This window comes from Legionella lytica (assembly GCF_044626755.1).
Lineage (GTDB): Bacteria > Pseudomonadota > Gammaproteobacteria > Legionellales > Legionellaceae > Legionella > Legionella lytica_A.
The window spans coordinates 27,134-47,365 of the sequence record NZ_JBGORX010000001.1 but is presented as its reverse complement, the minus strand read 5'-3'; the positions used below and the strand labels follow the sequence as shown (position 1 = coordinate 47,365).

The window sequence follows — 20,232 nt, the reverse complement described above, 5'->3', positions numbered from 1 at the left end:
AAATTTTGAGAAGGCATCTTCTACATTACAGTACATTCCAATGAAACTAAACTGCCCATCATTACTTAAATATCGAATCACCGGGGTTAATTCGTGAGCACTATTCATTAGGGGAGAATATCCGTATCAAAGCAGGGTAATTCGAAAATTAATAAATAAGATCGTGTGCTCTAAACAATATCCAACACCGCATTGAGCAATTGCCGGGTATAGGCATGTTCGGGATGATGGAAAATTTTTTCACAAGGTCCAAACTCAATTGCGCGCCCCTCTTTCATCACCAAAATCTCATCCGCAATGTAGGAAACAACACCCATATTATGAGTAATAAATAAATAGGAAATGCCGGTCTGCTGCTGCAATTCTTTCAATAGGTTAAGAATCTGAGCTTGCACCGAAATATCCAACGCACTTGTGGGCTCATCGCAAATCAAAATATCCGGATCCGTCGCTAAAGCCCTGGCAATACAGATTCTCTGCCGTTGCCCCCCGGAAAACTGATGGGGGTAGCGGTGCAAGCTGCTTGCAGGCAAATTCACCTGGTTTAACAGCTCTTTTTGACGCTTATTTATTAAAGAACGTTTCATCCCCTGAGCACGCATGCCTTCTGCGATGATTTCCCCTACGTTCATCCTGGGGTTCATAGAAGAAAACGGATCCTGGAAAATAATCTGTACCTTTTTACGATATTCTCTCAATGCCCTGCCTCGCAACGATAAAACATCCTGACCGCGATAGTGCACCGAGCCCCCAGACACAGCTAATAAACGCAGCAATGCACGGCTGGCAGTCGTTTTGCCACAACCTGACTCCCCTACTATAGCGAGCGTTTTTCCTTGTTGTAAACGAAAAGAAAGCTTATCTACGGCCGGAAATAAGATTTTAGCTCGACTAAAAAAACCTTTTTTTTGAATAAAATCAACCGATAAATCAGTAACCTGCAAGATAGTTTCAGCCTCATGCGCTGCAGCATTCCATGCAATTTTCTTTGCATCTAAAACCGGTAACTCTTGACGCTCTGGATATAAATGACAGCGTACTAGACGTTGTTCTTGTTCTTGTAATTGGGGTTCTTCTTGATGGCAACGTGAAAAAGCATAAAGACAGCGTGGATGAAAACGACAGCCGGAGGGTAAAGCATCCAAAGCAGGAACAAAGCCTTGAATCACCGATAAGCGCTCTTCTCTTTTGGCAAATGAAGGCAAGGAAGCCAGTAATTGTTGCACATAAGGATGCTTCACTTGGGAGAAAAAATCATAAGCAGTTGATTGCTCCACTACCTGTCCTGCATACATCACGCAAACGCGATCAGCCATGGCTTTCACTACCCCTAAATCATGGGTAATAAGTAGCATACTCATTTGATGATTCTTTTGGAGCTTCTTTAATAAAGCGAGTATTTGCGCCTGAATCGTAACATCCAAAGCCGTAGTGGGTTCATCCGCAATTAAAATTTCCGGGTTACACGCCAAAGCCATGGCAATGACTACCCGCTGCTTTTGCCCCCCCGATAACTGATGAGGATATTGATGCATTTTGATTTGCGGTTGTGGCATTTCTACTTCGTTAAGCAATGCCAACATGGCCTGCTCTAACTCGTGTTTTGAATAGGTTTGCTTTCTTTTTAATACTTCGGCTAATTGTTCGCCAATGGTCATCACAGGATTTAAGGCAGTCATCGGCTCTTGAAAAATCATTGCCAAGCGCTTGCCTCTTAATTGCCGCATCATCTGTTCTGGTAAATTGAGGATATCCGTTCCGTTAACATTTATTTGGCTATCAAGGCCATAAACACCCGTATGTGGCAATAAACGCATCAAGGCTAAAGAAGTTAATGATTTTCCACAACCGGATTCACCTAACAATACCAGGGTTTCTCCAGGATGGAGCACGAAGCTTAACTTATCCAATGCGGAGACTGTTTTATGTGGTTCTTTGAATGCGACTGATAGTAAATGAGCTTCTACCCGATGTTCCATATCTTTTATTACTTATGAATATTCCTCTACTCTACCATATCTATGATAAAATAAACCCTAATATATATATTTGAGTAAGTGTCATGTCAGAAAATTACACCGCCCAGGCCATTGAGGTCCTTAGTGGACTTGAGCCAGTTCAACGTCGCCCCGGGATGTATACCGATACCACGCGCCCAAATCACTTGGCTCAAGAAGTCATTGATAACAGTGTGGATGAGGTATTAGCAGGCTTTGCTAGCCGCGTCACCGTCACCCTTCACGAAGATGGTTCTGTTGAAGTGGAAGATGACGGTCGCGGTATGCCTGTCGATATCCATCCTCAAATAGGATTAAGTGGGGTGGAAGTCATCATGACGCGTCTGCACGCGGGTGGTAAGTTTTCTGATAAAAACTACAGCTTCTCAGGCGGATTGCATGGTGTGGGGGTATCTGTAGTTAATGCCTTATCCGACCGCCTGGATGTCACCATTAAACGTAATGGCATTGTTTATCAAATGTCCTTCTCAAATGGCGATAAGCTCTGTGAATTAAATGAAACAGGGGTGGCTAAAAAACGAGATACGGGAACGACTATTCGTTTTTGGCCCAACCCCAAGTATTTTGATACCACCCGTATTTCCGTAAAACACCTCAGCCATATTTTAAGAGCCAAAGCGGTGCTATGTACTGGCTTATCAATGACTTTCGTTAACAAAACGAGCGATGAAGTATCGACCTGGTGTTATGAACATGGGCTAGTTGATTATTTAAATCAATCATTAAGCGATGGCACCTATTTACCTGAAGAACCGTTCACAGGTGAATTCAAAAGTGATGAAGCAACGGTGGATTGGGCATTAGTTTGGGCTGATGGCGCAAGCCTTGGTTTTAGTGAAAGCTATGTAAACTTGATTCCTACCATTCAAGGGGGAACTCATGTTAATGGCTTACGCTCCGGCTTATTTGATGCAATGAATGAATTCTGTGAACTTAGAAATTTATTACCACGCGGGGTTAAACTCACCGCCGATGATCTGTGGGATTCATGTCACCATGTTCTTTCTGTAAAAATGAAAGAACCACAATTTGCGGGACAAACTAAAGAACGCTTAAGCTCTCGACAAATCTCCGCCTTTGTGAGTAATGTGGTAAAAGATGCTTTTGCTCTTTGGCTAAACCAACATCGAAATCAAGGTGAAGCAATTGCCTCTCTCGCAATAGATCGTGCGCAGCGCCGTTTAAAACAAGCGAAACAAGTAGCACGTAAACGGGTAAGCCAAGGTCCTGCTCTTCCGGGAAAACTAGCGGATTGTTTGCAAACAGATCTCAGCCAAGCCGAACTCTTCTTAGTTGAGGGAGACTCTGCGGGCGGTTCTGCGAAGCAAGCACGTAATAAAGACTATCAAGCCATACTTCCATTACGCGGGAAAATTCTAAACTCTTGGGAAGTGGATTCATCTCATGTCTTAGCCTCTCAAGAAATTCATGATATTTCGGTTGCGATTGGCGTGGATCCAGGCTCTATTGATCTCAGCGGTCTGCGTTATGGAAAAGTCTGTATTCTTGCCGATGCGGATTCGGATGGTGCGCATATTGCGACCTTGATCTGTGCCTTATTTTTACGTCACTTCAAACCTTTAGTCCAAGCCGGACATGTGTTTGTAGCGATGCCTCCTCTTTATCGTATTGATGCAGGAAAAGTGATTCATTATGCCCTTGATGATGAAGAAAAGAATCGCTTAATCGCACATTTAACGCAAACAAGCCGAGCAAAAATTAACGTCCAACGCTTCAAAGGATTGGGAGAGATGAACCCCATCCAATTACGTGAAACTACGATGGATCCAAACACCCGTCGCTTAGTTCAGCTTACCTTGGATGACGAAGCCAATGCTGAAGCCGTCATGGATATGATGCTTAACAAAAAGCGTGCGGGAGATCGTAAGCTTTGGTTAGAGATGAAAGGAAATTTGGCAGAGTGTTAGAGTCAGACCCAATCATACCCGCGGCACCTGATTTACTTCCCGTTTAAGGAAACCTGGTTGCAAACAACGGGCTCTTCGCCCCTTCTTTGTCCACGCCGTTCAGTTATTTTCTTACGTCTCGTCCGACTTGTAGCGAGGCGTAGAAGGATATGATTGCCTCAGTAATTAATTTTCCCTTAAGTATCTTATGTTAGATTAATGAGCAAAAATTTAACGTACACGGTATCTTTTTCATGTCTTCGTTAAAAATAGATAAATTATTACGTGAAGGGATGCCTCATCATATCCCTGTTCCACATAAGGCACCTTCTTTTCTTGTACAAGATCCCATTTCCAAACATTTACGCAAACAGGATAATCACGAAATTCGATTCCCCTTTCCGAATCAAGCAGGAGTGTATATAAATACTAATGAACATGGATTTATACATGTTTTTGCGCAAATGAGTTCTCTCCCTCTAATACCACAATCCATCCATATCGGTTTTTCTGGTTGGCATAATTTCGATATTATGGCCCAAAGAGAATCATCTAGAGGGATTATTTGTGACATTAATCCCGAAAATGCATTGTTTATGCATTACACCTTAAAATATTTAATAAGGTGTAGTAATAAAGATGAGTTCATTGAAAAAATGACTCACTTTGTTAAAAAAAATAAGTATGACGGCTCAAGAACAAATTTTGAAAAAAAAGCCTATCATGGCTTTATTACACCTAAAAGCATAAAATTCAGTTTAAATGTTAGTGACGAGTATCCAGACCACTTCGAAGTACTTGAAGAAATTGCATTGGAACAACAAAGAGAGACGAGTTGGCTATTTACAACGGAACGTTACAACTATATTAGAAATTTAGCCTTAGGCGATAAAATCGTTGTACTTACACAAAGTATTTGCGCTCATGAATCATTCTTGCGTATCCGTCGGTTATTAACAGAAAATGCGCTACAAATAGATACCGTCTATGTAAGCAATATAGGCGAGTGGATGAGAACTGAAGAGCAACAAACCCATTTTCTTGAAACCATAAGCGTGTTATTGAGCGATAATGAAACTATTTTAATTGATGCTATAGCACATCGTCAAAGTAATGAGCCTCCTTCCCAACGCTGTATTTTGAAAAAAAATATTGAGCAGGAACTCTCTTTGAGAGACTGGTTTTTCTCAGGTATAAAACAAGAAAACACTGAAGAATTTACTACCTTATCCGCACCAAGCAAGTAGCAGACATTCACACAATGGCGTCAGTAGGCTATCCTAGCCCTTCAACAGCGGAATTATATTTGAATAATCATCAGTCCATAAAACCTGTTTGCCACTCGCCACAAAATGCCATTCATTACCCTTCATCAATTTAAACGCTAAATCCTGATTCATAGTCAACATAGCCCATTGCGAAGCAAACTGGCCTAATGCCGTATTCCCCAGATCCACTTTACTCAATACCATAAGATCCAAAGCACGCCCTGCCGCAGTAATAACAGGTAATAAATCTAAATGGCGATTACTTAAATTAATCAGAATAGCCCCCTCATCAGTGATTTTCTGCTTATACAATGAAAAGGCTTCCAACGTAATTAAATGGATGGGAATAGCATCTGAACTAAAAGCATCAACGATTAAAAGCTTTTGCGAGCCATCCCTTAATTGCTCTACCGCCAAACGGCCATCATTTTTGATGAGTTCGATTTTGGGCGGACAGTCTCGCAAATAGGTAAAATATTGGGGATCTTTAGCAATTTGAATCACTTGCTCATCAATTTCAATAATCTTAACACGATCGGTATGGCGAAATTGGCAGGCCATAGTGCCTATGCCTAAGCCAATGATCGTGACCGACATCGAGGGCCACTCTTGTTGAAGCTCCATCACAACTGACTGAATTGCCCCATAGTAAGAGCTAAAGCCAAAGGGTATGGGATCACTCATAGACTGCAAACCATGTACGGTTGATTGGCTAATTAAGGCATGCACTGCGCGTTTATCGCCTCCTTTATCAACAACCTTTTTCACTCCATAAAAATTACGCTCTTGCACTAAAATCTTATCCCCTTGCAAAGAAGGAGAAAAAATAAAGCTAAATAAAATAAACAATGAACTTAATAGAGTCGCTTTACTTCGCCCCCAAATAGCAGCGAGCGCCAAGGCGACAATAGCACCTATTTGAAAATTCGAGAACCCACCAGGCCATAGGATAGCTGGAATCCAATACTGGCCCACTAAAATAGCCAAGACGATAACGGGAATACTAATTGTTTGTAACGTTGATTGTTGTTGATAAACAGCTTTTACGTTCCCATCCCCCTCTACAGACCAGCTTATGGGTAAAGCAATTAAACTAAGTAACAAGGCTAGAGGATATTCATAAACTTGATTAAACCAGTGTGGTGCTAAAATACCATTAAATATTCCGGCTAAAACACCACCCAGAGCTAAGCAGACATAAAATAAGGTCAGTAGTTGCGGCTTGGGTCTTTTTAGAAATAATTGCCGATGGCAGAGTACCGCCAGAATAAAAAAGCTCGCTAAATTAAATAAAATACTCTGCCACGCGCGAACTTGACTCGCATTTAAAATAAAACAAAGCACGGTAAACACTAAAAATAAAACAAAATTTTGTGCCAACCAGCTAAAAGAAATTAGAGGCTTGGATGAGAAGGCAAAAATAAAAGTCAGTAAATACAACGCCAGCGGTAATACCCAAAATAAGGGGGTCGCAGCAACATCGGTAGTAATATATAAAGTAACTCCTAACATTAAACTGCATGGGACAAAACTTAAAAACACCCAATATGCCATCTGCCGCCAAGGCCATGGAGCACTACCCTTGCTATCGGAGGTCAAAGGATTAAAACGGTGAGTACAAAACACTAATACTAAAAGCCCTATATAGATTAGATAGCCAATCCCCCACCAGTGAAATTGCCCCTTTAATCCGATAAAGCGTTCGATTAACCAAGGGTAAAGAACTAAAGAAGATAAGCTCCCCAAATTAGACGCACTGTATAAAAAATAGGGGTCAGCAGCACCTTTCGCCTTGGTCTGGCTGTAGGCAAATTGTAATAAAGGTGCAGAGGCACCCAGGACCAGTAGCGGCAAACCTAATTGAGTTAATAAATTAGATAAAATACTCCACTCAGGTGCCCCAGCTATAACCGCTGGCTTCAAGAAAAGAGGAATTGCGCTCAGGCTAAATAGCAAAACAATACTATGAATTATCCGCCAGGTCTTAGTATTTTTTAAAACACTCAATAAGGCGGCATATCCATAGGCAACTAACAATACTCCCTGAAAGAAAAGCATGCAGACAGTCCAAACTGCAGGAGTGCCACCATAAACAGGTAATAAAGCCTTCGCAGCCATGGGTTGGATACTGAACAGCAAAACTGCGCTGAGGAATAAGCAAACAGGAAATAGAAAATGTAGCACCACTCGTCCTTGATTTACCTGAATTCTATAAAGGCCGTTATTGTAGAATTATAAAAATTTATATTCAACCGAAGCTTGATATGGGCTTTATGCTATAGCATTCCCCTATTACTACTTCATTTAATACGGTCTACGGCTCTGTAATAATCGGTAGGAATAACATAGACTAGCGCCTTAGAGAAGCGTGTCCCCAATTTTTTTATAATTTCGCTCACCAAAAATCGCAGAATCATAAAAATAATATTTAAATTCCAGTAAATTATTACTGGGATCTTTTAAGAAAAAGGATTGATGTTCAATACGTGTACCCGCAAAGCGTGTTTTTACGGGAATTTCAAAATGGACCTGTTGAGCCTGCAGTCTGTCAATAAAGGTCTGAAACTCTTCTTGCTCCAGGAAAATTAAACCAAAATGCCGGGGGTAAATACTCTCCTGTACAGGTACTGGTTCTTCAACTTTATGCGCGACGATCTGATGAGTTCCAAAATTAAGAATTAATGCATGCTCTGATTCACGTCCTAATATAAAGCCTAATTTATCTTGGTAAAAATTCTTTGCTAAAGCCAAATCATGAATTGGGAATGCCAAATGAAATAAGGTCTGCATAAAGATTGCTCCGAATAAAATCGCTAGTTTGATGCAAATTAAAAACTACTCTTAATTATATGACATTGAGCCAGGCGGATGGTAGAGCATCGACAAGAAAGTATAAAGTATGTGAAAATGGCTGCAGCGAGTATGGCGGCCTAAGCTAGGTGAACGAGCCACGGGACGTCGGCAAGCTAAAACGGGGACCACCCTCGGCACTTAATTTCATGAGTGATTTTTGATAAATCATCAACAATCCTAACCTAACCCTAGGGATAAAATGAGCTACTTACATCAACTTATTGATTATGTCCTTCACATTGATATTTATCTAAATACCTTTGTTACTACTTATGGATTTTGGACTTATCTTGCTTTATTTGCAGTAATTTTCTGTGAAACAGGGCTTATTGTCACTCCCTTTTTGCCAGGCGATTCACTATTATTTGCCGCAGGAAGTATCGCCGCTCAACCTGATAATTCATTTAATGTAATTATCCTGTTTGTGCTCCTTTTTATTGCGTCTGTCCTCGGAAATCAACTTAATTTTCTTATTGGTAGAGCCTTAGGGCCGCGTATTTTTTCCGCAAATGAATCTTGGTTATTAAATAAAAAACATTTGCATGAAGCGCATGTATTTTATGAAAAACACGGCGGAAAAACTATTATTTTTGCTCGCTTCCTTCCCATCATCCGCACCTTTGCCCCCTTTGTTGCTGGTGTAGGTACCATGAAGGTGGTGCACTTTACTCTTTATAACTTAGTCAGTGCGCTACTGTGGATCGGCGGCTTACTTAGCTTAGGGTATTTTTTAGGCTCACTCCCTGTGGTTAAAGCTAATTTTGTCTTAGTAATTTATGGGATTATTTTTGTTTCTTTATTGCCTGCTTTATTCGCATTGCTTAATAAGAAAAAGATTTGAGTGTCATCCCAATTATTGGCGACTAATCGAGTTATTAGTTGCCAATAATCGGATTAAATTTTTTAGAGTGTACTACCAATTGTTGCTGCTGTACGTTCTTCCATACTCATTTGCTTTTTTAATTGCCCCAATTGCCACTCATAATTTTTTGAGGTTTCCACCAAAGTACAATTCACATTAGCATTGATTAACTCATGTAATAGCATCGTACGGAATGAGTGTGGGTGGGTATTACCATTCTTATCATCTTCAAGATAATCAATCAAACGCGTCTTAACCTCATTAAAGTTTTTATCTTTATGAAGATTGGCTATAAAATCTTGAGCCCGACGTCTCCCTGTTCCCCCATGGCGGTGAAAAATAGAAAAAGAAATATTGTCGCTATAATCACAATATCGTATCACCGCATCACCAACTAAACGCAGCAAAGACTCTGTATCATTTATTTCTTTAAATAACTTTTTACGACTGACGGGTTTACTTGGCGAAAAAGTAATTGGCTTTGATTCAGTCTTAGACTCAGCCTTAGGCTTAATCTTTGGCTCAACCTCTGCATCAACCACAAGCTCTATTTTTGCATCCGGCTGTTTTATGACTTTGGTATCAGTTTTTAAATGAGCCACAGGTTGCGGCGGTGCAGCAATAAAAGTAGTCCAATGGCCATTGCCTTCGTTATTTAAAGTAAGAACAGGACGACCGGGTAGATCACGAAAAACATATTTTTGTTGATAATTTTCTAAGGTATGTAAATTAACATTAAACGGATAGGATAAATAATCCAAATCCAAATGAGTTCCCCATAACCTATCCTGCATGATACGTTGCATTGCGGTAGAAACAATGGAATCCCTGGCTATTGGAGTAGCCTCGGTAGTCGTATTAAGATCTACATCTGCGCCATAAAATAAACGCAAAAATATGGGTACCAAAGTATAATTTTCATAGCATTCAACAAGTAAAGTGGGCTCCTCCTGTAGAACCTCTAACACATGTTTTTTTATTTCAGCACTAACAGCCTCATATCGCCGACTTTCTAGGTTTTGGCGCATAGCCTCTGCTAAGTGGTCATCATCCTGGGATAGTGCTAATACCTGTCTTTTTATTGCTTCAGAAAATGCCTTATAGTGTACGTCACCTATTTTTCTCTGAAAATCCTCTGCTAAAATACGCTCCTCTTCACTTATATCTCTTAATAAGTGCTTATTAATTTCTGCTGCAAGGGCTCCATTAAGCAACAAGTATTCTATTTGTATACGCAGCTCCCCACCTAAAACCGTTTGGTCTGGAAGCAGCGTTAACATCTGTGCTTTTAATTGAGCAAAAATGCCTGAATATAATGTGGTTACTACTTGCTTCTGCAAAGCTTCGCGTTCTTCTTGCGCAAGAGTGGAGATGTGTGTTTTTAGACGTTCTAAGGCTCTAGGTTGTATTAAATCCCCAGCCTCATTGAGTATATCCCATGTCTGTTGTTGTTCCACATCAGCAATGTTTAAGGTGTGCTCTAAAAAACTCTGGAGCGTACGTTGGCCCACGGCCTTTTTCAGCTCACGTTGATTAAGTTCTTTTTTGGCTAAGGCATGATCCAGGCTTATTCTTCGTAGGGTAGGTACCGTCTTTTTAATTTGTGCAATTATACCTCTATCCCTAAACTCATTATAATTAGCGTCATTATCAATTGCTAAGCCAATAAACAGGAAAGAGAAATTGTTAAAGCTACTCGTGCCAACAAGTTTATTATATCCGTCCTCAACTCGTGCTTGCGCACAGGTCTTACTCAATTCAGCTAATTTATATTGATAAGTGATTCTTCTAAGGCCCTGTTGCATGCGATCTAATAATGCTTTTTGCCTATTAGGGTTGTTAAGATCAAATGCACAAATAGCGTAATAGTCATTAGCAAGAGAAGGGTCTAAAGCAATCCAGCGTTCAAACATAGGACTGCGTAAATTATTATTGGCGGCTCTTTCTTTTTTGATAACCTCAATCAGAGCAATAGCAAAAGCATAAAAAGCACAATTACCCCCGCCTGGATTATTAACCCGTTTGAGAGGAGCACGAACATAGGCTGCTCGTTCTTTGTTGATAAGATCACCAAGAATAGAAGGTAAAGAAATGTCTTCTGCATCTTGAGCAACAACTATCGGACTAGGTATATTACTATCGCTTTCCGGATTAGCAATCCGAGTTTGATTTTCAAGCTCTTCGTCTGTGCCTAGAGTCGAATCAGGTGTATTCTTTTTACCGCCAGTCATAACCCCTCCGGGAATATAGGATATACTCCACTGTGTATAGTTATTATACTACGAGAGAGCAAAGCATTCAATGGGGCATCTATTTAAACTAATGGCACGCGTTCCATTCCTAAGAGTATAAACTCATTAGTCTAAACCCTTTAAGACGATGTAACTGAACACATTAATAACTCAGACAAAAGACCACGTTGAATCCAGCTTTTAAGATAAGAAGCAACATGCATGCCAACTTCTTCTTCAACCACCCATTGACAGAGTCCCTCACATAGTGAGCCAAAAGAGGCACCTTGAGCCAATTTATCTAAAGCCCAAGATTCCGCGGCAGATAAGCTGCAAAATTGAATCATTAATTCAGGAGTACGCCATAAAATCCAGGCAGAAGTCTCAGTTTGCTGTTGTAGTTCAGGTAAATCTTGCTCATGAGCCAAAGCTTGCCAAAGGGATACACTATTCCATAAATAAGTAGGTCGTTGTACAGAAGGATGAAGGGTAAATTGCAAATCAGCCCATGCTTCTGGTGGAACCATAGCCATATCGGCAACCGATACCACTGGCGCCTCTGCGGCATCAAATACTAACGTCATCTTCCATTCAAAATCGACTAACTCACTTAGATAGGCTTGCAAATAATTAGCTCGTACAAAAGCTGCCAAATTATCACCAAACCAGCGAATGGAATGAAATGAAGAGGGGTATTCGCGAATATAGGCTCGTGCACACTGATTAAATTCCTCCGTACCAAGATAGGCATAGAAGCAGGGAAAATTTGCCGCGAGGCTGTCAATTAAGCGCAGCTCATAAGCGTCTCGATAAATCGCCAAGCGTGTTTCGGTGGAAACCTGCTCTGTTTGCATGATGGAGTGATGAATTTGATTATCACCAGATAATAAGAATTGGTGAAACTGGTCCTGCAGCTGCTTCAACTCATTCATATCAGTACCTCATCAGATAATACCGTTTCAGCGATATTGCGGGCTTGGGTCATTTCAGCGAATAATTCGGCAAAATCAGGCATATTATCATCGCGCTCGATCATAGTGGATACAGGCCCTAAATGGCGGATCGTTGTCGCATAAAGGTCCCAGACCTCCTGCACCACGGGCGCATCATGAGTATCAATAATGTAATCGCCCTGATTGGAATGTCCTGCCAAATGAATTTGAGCAACCCGCTCTCCAGGCATAGCATGAATATAATCTATAGGATTAAATCCATGATTAACCGAACTGACATACACGTTATTTACATCCAATAAAATGTAACAACCCGATTCTTTAACGATTTCTAAAAGAAAGTCCCATTCAGACATTTCCGACTGTTTATAAGTAAGATAGCTAGACACATTTTCAATTAAAAGCGGGCGGTGGAGAAAATCTTGTACCTGCTGGATACGTGCCACAACATGCTCTATCGCATAGCGTGTGTAAGGAATGGGCAGCAAATCATGAGCGTTAAGGCCATTAACCCCAGTCCAACATAAATGATCAGAAATCCATTTGGGCTCGGCTCGTGCAGCCAGATTTTTTACTTGCAGTAAATAATCCTTATCTAGAGGGTCACTGCTCCCAAGGGAAAGAGACACTCCATGCATTACCACAGGATAATGTTCGCGAATCTTGTCAAGATAATATAAAGGCTTCCCACCGGGAACTAGATAATTTTCGGTAACCAGTTCAAACCAATCAACGTTGGGTTTTTTTAATAAAATTTCTTCGTAGTAATCTGGCCTTAATCCAAGACCAAAACCAAGGAAAGGCATTTTTTGTATGGATTTATATTGAGACATAATAAACCTGGATAGCGCCAGGCAGATGCTGATGCCTGGCGTAAGGCAAAATTATTCGGCAGTACCGCCCGCTTTTTCACACTCTTCTTTAGTCATTTTAACAACGCCTTTTCCTTTGCAAGAATTTTGGCCTTTGCAGGAGTTATCCGCAGTTTTGCAAGAGCTTTGGCCTTTGCAGGAGTTAACACCTTTACATTGAACCATTGGCGCAGAAGAAGCTGTATCATCAGCAAAAGCAGGAGCTAAAGCGAACATAGAAGCAGCTCCAACAGCAAGGGCAGCACCAGTTAATTTAATTTTGTTCATGTGATTAATTCCTTTTAATTTAGTTGATAAGCACTTGAGATACCAAATAATAATTTGGTCACTTGCATTTTAGAAAGCAATATTAAAGCTTGTCAAGTAAGACCCTAAATTAAGACTACACCAAAACATAAATGTATTCTGACCCCACACTACTCATTTCAGACTGGGATTATTTTATACAAATTCATGCCCAACATCACGTTTACCTCTATGGAGGAGCTGACTATAACTGCATCTCCCTTCTGAGGGCTCTACTCGGTAACTTGATTTTAAACTAGTTGGAGAAATCGTGGGGCTAGATTAGAAAAAAATATAAAAACATTATTTATCAAAATGTTAAAAAGCCAATAAACAGCATTTTCAATGTCCATAAGCAAAAGAGTAGCTAACTTCATTTATATTAATTAAATGACCTTGACAAACTCCAAGGATAGACCAAAATTTACTCATTACCATTGGTTTCTACTCGATTGACCAGGACCTGAAACGGAGAGCATGATGGCTACAGCAAAAAGACCTAGGGAAGCCCGCCCTGCACGCGAAATAGATGCTATCTATAAACGCCGAACGGTACGTGATTACAAACCACAAAAAATCGAAGCACCAATGATTCATGCTTTACTTAATGCTGCGGTTCAAGCACCTACTGCATTACGAGAAGAACCATGGGCCTTTGCAGTAATCCAAGATAAAGAAGTGCTCAAACAATTATCCGAGACAATTCAAGGCTTAATCTATAATGAGGCTCGTAATTACCCCAAACTCATGAAACGCGTCAAAGAACTCACCGGCGACCCGAAATTTAATGCATTTTATAATACAGGCACACTCATCGTAATTTACAGTAGAGTTCAAAGACCCTTTGTTGTAGCTGACTGTTGGTTAGCCGCTCAAAACCTGATGCTCACTGCCTGTGTTAATGGTTTGGGAACGTGTGTTATTTCCCTTGCTGCCGCTGCATTAAATACTCCCGAATGGAAATCCAAATTACATATTGGGGCGGAAATGATTGCCATCGCACCAATTATTGTCGGAGTTCCAGCCGGCCCTGTAGAGCCTGTATCACGCTTAGAACCGGATGTCCTGTCCTGGATATAAAATAAAACTAATTCCAATCTCCCTTCACACCACAGTCCTGTTTAAATCAGGACCTTGGTTGTATTTTAATAAAAAGACTTTACCATAACGAGTACTCGTTCAATATCAGCGGTGGAAATATCCCGATGCGTAACCAGGCGAATACAGTTCATTTTATTCGCTTTTTTGGGGAAAATAATACCATGCTGAGCTAAATAACCCTGAAGATTAGAATAGTTACTTCCCACTTTGATAAATACCATATTCGTCTGCAAGGACTCCAAATCAACCAGCAGGTCCCCTAGCCCGGACAAACCATGGGCTAATAAAGCAGCATGATTATGATCCTCTTCTAAACGCATCACATGATGTTCTAAAGCATAAATTCCGGCAGCAGCAATAATGCCAGCCTGGCGCATACCACCCCCTAATACCTTACGCCATCTTTTTGCTTTACTGATTAACTCTTTATGGCCACACAACACCGAACCAATGGGAGCCGCCAATCCCTTAGATAAACAAATAGAAATAGAATCAAAGCCTCGACTGATGTGATTTAAGTCCACATTCTGCTTCACTGCTGCATTAAAAACACGAGCCCCATCAAGATGACTCGCCAAATTTTTTGCTTGGCAAAAAGTCTTAACGTCATCTAAATAGGAAAGGGGTAAAACTTTGCCATTGGTTGTATTTTCCAAGCACAACAATTTTGTACGCGCATGATGATTGTCAATGGGCTTAATTACCATCTCTACCTTGTGTAAAGCCAGGCTCCCATCGGGTTCAAAATCCAAAGGTTGCGGCTGAATACTACCCAATACCGCCGCACCACCTCCTTCCCACATATAGGTATGAGCAGTTTGTCCAACAATATACTCATCACCCCGTTCACAATGGGCCATAATTCCTAATAGATTAGTTTGCGTGCCTGTAGGTGCAAAAAGAGCCGCCTCCATCCCTGCCTGCTCAGCCAGCATAGCCTCCAATTTTTTAACCGTAGGATCTTCATCAAAAACATCATCGCCTACTTCAGCATCCATCATCACCTTTAACATTTCCTGAGAGGGCTTGGTCACTGTATCACTGCGAAAATCAATGGAACTCATGCATAACTCCTTAACAAGCAACAGATCTTTAGTTTTTTCTTTTATTTTCTTATTCTAGAACTATGTTCATTACCCAAATTGCTTAGAGTATGCTCGCTGCTCTTGAACCGGCGTCACTCTGAATCAGACGTCACATACCAGGCTTTTCCTTGCATCACTTTAGCCCACCAGGCATCAGTTGATTCTTGGTCCATCGAGTTCCAGTCAGGGGTGTGGCTCACTAAAGCGTCGCCCATGGCTTTTGCCTTCTGAGTTTCTTCAATTAACTGCTGGTGCTGGCTTTCCTTCCACAAAGTGACATAGTCCGTAAGTTCAAGCTGAGGCTTACTCATAATAAGGTTGACTAATTCCAATCCATTAGCCAAAGCTTTAAAGACTCCCGAGCCCATATGCGGTCTTAGCGTCGCAGCAGCATCTCCTACAAAAATGACTCGATTACTTGCATAGGCAGATAAATGAAAATCAAAAATAGCTTGGACAAATGGCCTTGGGGTTTCCATGATGATTTGTTTAATTGCACTGGGTAAGACTTGAGCAAAATTATGAAGATATTGCATGTGTTCTATCGTTAACGTTCCTGCCGGTAATGAGCGGCTACGCTGCCTTCCTTCATTATCAATCAATAGGTTACTTAAAGAAAGTCCTCTACGATCTTCATACATCACCCAATTCAACAATGTTTTTCCTGTCTGTGGGTAGTCTGCGCCGGGAATGCGATATAAAAGAATATGACCCTGAGGATAAACACCATAAGGAACGTGCTCGTGAAAAAGCGTATTAGCAGCTAAATGATCACTATCAATAACCCCACGCCAAGCCACATAACCCGCGTATTCAGGTTGACTGTTTGGTAATAAATGAGCACGAATTGTCGAGTCAACTCCATCGGCAACAATAAGCAAATCCGCGTTATAAACCTGTCCCTCAGCCGTTGTTACTTGACAACCATCTTGCGTTTCCTCAAAGTGGCAAACCTCAGTATTGGAAAAGTAGTTTACCGGCTCAATTCGTTTACGGAGATTTTGATAAACATCAATCCAGTTTAATGCCACAGCTCGAATCGCTTGTTTCCAGAAAACATGCTCATCGGTCTCTTCTTGTTCATTTTTGCGAACAAAGGAACGACTTGTAGCCAGTAGGCGTGGAATATCAGCATCAAATAAATCATTTTCGATACACTGACTCACTACCGCTTCAGGGAGGGTGATTCCTGAACCTTGGCCTATTCGTCCCGATGAACGTTCTAAAATAGTGACATTTGCCCCTAAACGCTGAAGCAAAATTGCTGCCGTACAACCAGCAATGGAACCACCGACAACTACTATATTTTTTCCATGCATAAATCACTTAAGTCCTAAGAGCGCTAATCGCCATCATACAAAATTTTATTAACAAAACAACTATTGAGTAGAATGACAGCAACTTAAAGAAATACGCTCCCTTTACCAATGGCCATCATAAGGGCGATGCTCTTTAATCTGTTGTTTGGTTTTGCCACGATGATAATGAAGTTTCCATTCTTTGGCTTGAGAGGCTTTATTCCAGAAGGGGTGGTAATCAAGGGCAAAAACACGTTGTGAATGACTACCTATTTGCTTGTATAGATTTAACCCTCCTCCTCCCTTCGTATACATTTGTAAGACGACGCGGTAATTACCGGTGCGTAGCGCCCCATAAGCGGCTACGGATGTCACTATGGCGGCAGTTGCTGTGGCTCCAAACGAAGAATTTTCTGATATTGGTTCTTTGATTGTATGGTCAGTCATGAGATCCTTTCTCCTGTTGCCTCAGATCCTATCTGATGAAAAAAACTGACATATAAAACCACATTTAGGACATTATTTGCAAATAAACTCTAGCGTTTTGCATAAATTACAATCGACAAGAGTACCATTCCCATGCCAATTATTTGCCCCATTGTTAATTTTTCGCCGAGCAAAAGCCAGGCAAGAACTACCGTTGCTAAGGGCATTATCGCTGTAGATAGCGAAGCCATAACCCCATCAACGCGTTGAGAACCAAAATACCAAAATACATAAAATAAACCAGAGCTTAAACCTAAAATCGTTAATATCCACCAGCCAAAAGCATCAATATGAATACCATGCCAGGAACTAAAGCTTACAAAACATAATAATAGAACGGCGTTGATCCCATTGAGCAGTGAAGAAACTAAAAACACCGGCAGCGAACTTACATACATTTTACTTAAAAGGTAGTACGCCGCCTCGGGAAATAAAGAAATTAAAACAATTGCATCGCCTAAGAATGAATGGCTAACAACCGGCCCACCAAGCTTTTCTCTGGCAATAACCAAAAGGCCCAAGGTAGCAAAGCCAATACAAACCGCCGTCTTAGCAGAAATTTTCTCATTCAGGATAATCCAGGACATCAGTGCGATGATTACGGGTAAAACACTAGTAATAATACCTGCGATATTTGCATCTGTATAATGCAAACCCAGGAGCATCAGGGCATTAAAAAGAACACCCGCACATAAAGCCTGCCCCAAAATAAAATACCAATCTCGCCGTTTTAATTGCGAAAAATAGTAAGAAATAGACTGTTTTCTTGCAGGGGACACTTCATGCAACACGAATAAAATTGCCGCAGCCAAACTAAAACGCAAAGCTAAAATGAGTTGGATAGGAATTGAGGCCAAGATGTATTTAGACAATACAATATTAATTCCCACCATAATTTGGGCCAGAAAGAGAAAGAACATGCCCTTAAATAAAGAATCACCTTTTTGCATCGCGTACCGCTTTTTTATTTCCAAGTACGCACAAGTCTAGCAGACTTAAAAACAAAATCAGTGATCCGTTTCACGCATCGATTTTGCCGTTAAGCGCCATTGTGATGGGGATGTCCCGTATACCTTAGTAAAACGTCGACTAAACGCAGCTAAGTTTTCATAACCCACCTTAAAGGCCACTTCTTCAATAGAAAGAGCGCTTCGCGATAATAAACTTTGAGCTTGTTGCAGTCTCTGCATACGCCAATATTCAGCAAGAGCACACCCTACCTGTTTCTTAAAACGCCGCTGTAACTGACTGACACTCAAATGACAATGCTTGGCCACCTGACTGAGCAGGACCGGTTCAGCAAAATGCAAATCAATCCAATGTTTTGCTTTTTGCACTAAAGTATCCCCTGCGAAAACAAAGGATTTGGTGGTAATGTGCAGTAACAATTGGTTCATTAATGCATCGCTAAATACATCACGCTCATGATGGGTTAAATAATGATGACTAAACTGCATTAATTGCTTCGCGCTACTCGATAGATGCAGCAAACTGGGAATTTTGCCCTCATTCCACAAGGAGCTTTTATCTTTAACATCAATAACTAAAAAAAGATTATCCGCGCCCCCCGAAAAACAATGCCGCTCTTCCGGTGCAATGTACACTCCTACATCCGGATGAATAACGCCAGCATAGTGATTAATTTCCAACTCCATCGAACCGGACAAAGGCAACACTAACTGAGCAAAATCATGGACATGGCTACAACTTTCGGCATGATAAGAGCGCAACTCAATGTGATTGTTAAACACGCGATAATCCTTCTAAAGCGAATTACCCGAAAATGGGTAGTCACATTATAGCTCGCGTAGACATTTACTGTATATCTTCATCGTTCAAATTAAATGCTTCTTGAATATTTTCCAACTGCTCTTCAACCACATTTAATTTCTCAAAACTGGCAATGTGGAATAAAGCTTGCCCGGCATGAACCAGCGGCATCATATTTTCGCCAATAATAATTCCGGAAACAGGTGACTTGAGCTCGTACTCTTCCGTGCTGGTAGGATTAGCTATAACCGCAATAATTTGCCCTTTACTGACACGGTGTCCCGCTTTTTTAATATGACGTAAGATGCCACTAATTGGCGCTCTGAGCCAATAGCTATTTCTGGAAATAGTGGGCGTAAATTTTTTGATGCCAAGTCGCCCTGGTTTGATCATCCCCAAGGTGGCCATAACACTTAAAATGCCATTAAGTCCGGTGCGAATGGATAGCTCATCAAAACGCAGAGCCTCCCCCCCTTCGTATACTAAAATAGGTACCCCTCGCTCATTCGCATATTCTCGCATAGACCCATCTCTAAAAGAGGAATGCAAAATTACCGGGGCATTAAAAGCATGAGCAAGCATCTCAAGCTCAGGCATATCCAGATTGGCGCGAATATGCGGTAAATTAAAACGATGATTTGAGCCGGTATGTAAATCGATAACATAGTGTGATTGAGACAAAATTTCGGCACTGATAATCCCTGCAAGAATGGATGCCAAAGAGCCCTTCGGACCTCCAGGAAAAGCACGATTTAAATCCCTTCGATCCATTAGATAACGTTCTTGGTATAAAAAACCATACACATTCACAATGGGGATAGCAATGATGCTACCCTTGATGTGTTTCAACCCTTCTTTGTGGAATAGGCGTCTAATAATTTCTACGCCATTGATCTCATCACCATGAATCGCCGCTGTCACACACAGGACCGGCCCCTCCTCTACCCCATTAATGACATGGATGGGTAAGCTCATGGGAGTCCAATCATATAATTTAGGTAAAGGCAAAAAAACTGTTTTTTGCTGCCCAGGGGTGATGTGTTCAGTACCTATAACAATAGTTGCTTTACTCATAAATTATCCTTTATATGAGTGAGTGTGAGATTAATTGACAATATTGGTGGGAGGATGTTGAAAGGCCAGGTAACAGCGATAAAGTCGACTTATTTCTTCACTGGCTACATGCATCATGGTAAACCTCCTATCCATTAAGGTTGCCCTATAAGTATAGTGCATTTCTTAA

Annotated in this window: 17 protein-coding genes; 4 read left to right on the top strand and 13 right to left on the bottom strand. The window is 41.0% G+C overall.

Annotated features, from left to right (window positions below):
- Positions 1–170: 170 nt before the first annotated feature.
- Positions 171–1,979, bottom strand: a complete 1,809-nt coding sequence (locus ACD661_RS00210) for an ABC transporter ATP-binding protein (protein WP_400185436.1) — start codon at positions 1,977–1,979, stop codon at positions 171–173.
- A gap of 83 nt (positions 1,980–2,062) precedes the next feature.
- Here ACD661_RS00210 and parE point away from each other — a divergent pair, with 83 nt between their 5' ends.
- The gene (parE, locus tag ACD661_RS00205; protein ID WP_400185434.1) at positions 2,063–3,946 is read left to right on the top strand and encodes a DNA topoisomerase IV subunit B; all 1,884 of its coding nucleotides are present in this window, start codon (positions 2,063–2,065) and stop codon (positions 3,944–3,946) included.
- Between the two features lie 233 nt (positions 3,947–4,179).
- Positions 4,180–5,172 (top strand): LIC_10091 family protein, encoded by a 993-nt coding sequence (locus tag ACD661_RS00200; protein WP_400185433.1) that lies wholly within the window; start codon positions 4,180–4,182, stop codon positions 5,170–5,172.
- Between the two features lie 33 nt (positions 5,173–5,205).
- Here ACD661_RS00200 and ACD661_RS00195 read toward each other — a convergent pair whose 3' ends face one another.
- Entirely contained in the window at positions 5,206–7,377 is a 2,172-nt protein-coding gene (locus ACD661_RS00195; RefSeq protein ID WP_400185432.1) for a fused MFS/spermidine synthase, read from the bottom strand.
- Between the two features lie 174 nt (positions 7,378–7,551).
- On the bottom strand, positions 7,552–7,983 hold the full coding sequence (locus ACD661_RS00190; protein ID WP_400185431.1) for a VOC family protein: 432 nt from the start codon (positions 7,981–7,983) through the stop codon (positions 7,552–7,554).
- A gap of 262 nt (positions 7,984–8,245) precedes the next feature.
- Between ACD661_RS00190 and ACD661_RS00185 the strand changes: the two genes are divergently transcribed.
- Positions 8,246–8,887 carry a DedA family protein gene (locus ACD661_RS00185; RefSeq protein ID WP_400185429.1) on the top strand — a complete coding sequence of 214 codons (642 nt, stop codon included), beginning with the start codon at positions 8,246–8,248 and terminating at the stop codon, positions 8,885–8,887.
- A 62-nt stretch (positions 8,888–8,949) separates the two neighbouring features.
- Here the strand turns inward: ACD661_RS00185 and ACD661_RS00180 are convergent, their stop codons facing one another.
- From ACD661_RS00180 to bufA2, 4 genes are all read right to left on the bottom strand, one after another.
- Positions 8,950–11,139: a hypothetical protein gene (locus ACD661_RS00180; protein WP_400185427.1), complete on the bottom strand. Its 2,190-nt coding sequence runs from the start codon at positions 11,137–11,139 to the stop codon at positions 8,950–8,952.
- A 140-nt stretch (positions 11,140–11,279) separates the two neighbouring features.
- Entirely contained in the window at positions 11,280–12,071 is a 792-nt protein-coding gene (locus tag ACD661_RS00175) for an HvfC/BufC N-terminal domain-containing protein (RefSeq protein WP_400185426.1), read from the bottom strand.
- A complete protein-coding gene (gene bufB, locus ACD661_RS00170; RefSeq protein WP_400185424.1) occupies positions 12,068–12,925 on the bottom strand; it encodes an MNIO family bufferin maturase in 858 nt (285 codons plus the stop codon). The genes ACD661_RS00175 and bufB overlap by 4 nt, the downstream gene beginning before the upstream one ends.
- A gap of 51 nt (positions 12,926–12,976) precedes the next feature.
- Complete coding sequence (gene bufA2, locus ACD661_RS00165; protein ID WP_400185422.1) at positions 12,977–13,231, bottom strand: BufA2 family periplasmic bufferin-type metallophore; 255 nt, start codon at positions 13,229–13,231, stop codon at positions 12,977–12,979.
- Positions 13,232–13,726: 495 nt separating this feature from the next.
- On the opposite strand from bufA2, the gene ACD661_RS00160 reads away from it, so the two are divergent.
- Positions 13,727–14,329, top strand: coding sequence for a nitroreductase family protein (locus tag ACD661_RS00160; protein ID WP_400185421.1), 603 nt, complete (start codon positions 13,727–13,729; stop codon positions 14,327–14,329).
- 65 nt (positions 14,330–14,394) lie between these two features.
- Here ACD661_RS00160 and ltaE read toward each other — a convergent pair whose 3' ends face one another.
- The 6 genes from ltaE to ACD661_RS00130 form a co-directional block, all read right to left on the bottom strand.
- On the bottom strand, positions 14,395–15,414 hold the full coding sequence (ltaE, locus tag ACD661_RS00155; protein WP_400185420.1) for a low-specificity L-threonine aldolase: 1,020 nt from the start codon (positions 15,412–15,414) through the stop codon (positions 14,395–14,397).
- Between the two features lie 113 nt (positions 15,415–15,527).
- Positions 15,528–16,754, bottom strand: a complete 1,227-nt coding sequence (locus ACD661_RS00150) for an FAD binding domain-containing protein (RefSeq protein WP_400185418.1) — start codon at positions 16,752–16,754, stop codon at positions 15,528–15,530.
- A 102-nt stretch (positions 16,755–16,856) separates the two neighbouring features.
- Positions 16,857–17,180, bottom strand: a complete 324-nt coding sequence (locus tag ACD661_RS00145; RefSeq protein WP_400185416.1) for a hypothetical protein — start codon at positions 17,178–17,180, stop codon at positions 16,857–16,859.
- An 89-nt stretch (positions 17,181–17,269) separates the two neighbouring features.
- Complete coding sequence (locus ACD661_RS00140; protein ID WP_400185414.1) at positions 17,270–18,169, bottom strand: DMT family transporter; 900 nt, start codon at positions 18,167–18,169, stop codon at positions 17,270–17,272.
- 57 nt (positions 18,170–18,226) lie between these two features.
- On the bottom strand, positions 18,227–18,970 hold the full coding sequence (locus ACD661_RS00135; RefSeq protein ID WP_400185412.1) for an AraC family transcriptional regulator: 744 nt from the start codon (positions 18,968–18,970) through the stop codon (positions 18,227–18,229).
- A 64-nt stretch (positions 18,971–19,034) separates the two neighbouring features.
- Positions 19,035–20,063: a succinylglutamate desuccinylase/aspartoacylase family protein gene (locus tag ACD661_RS00130; protein WP_400185411.1), complete on the bottom strand. Its 1,029-nt coding sequence runs from the start codon at positions 20,061–20,063 to the stop codon at positions 19,035–19,037.
- Between the last annotated feature and the right edge of the window lie 169 nt (positions 20,064–20,232).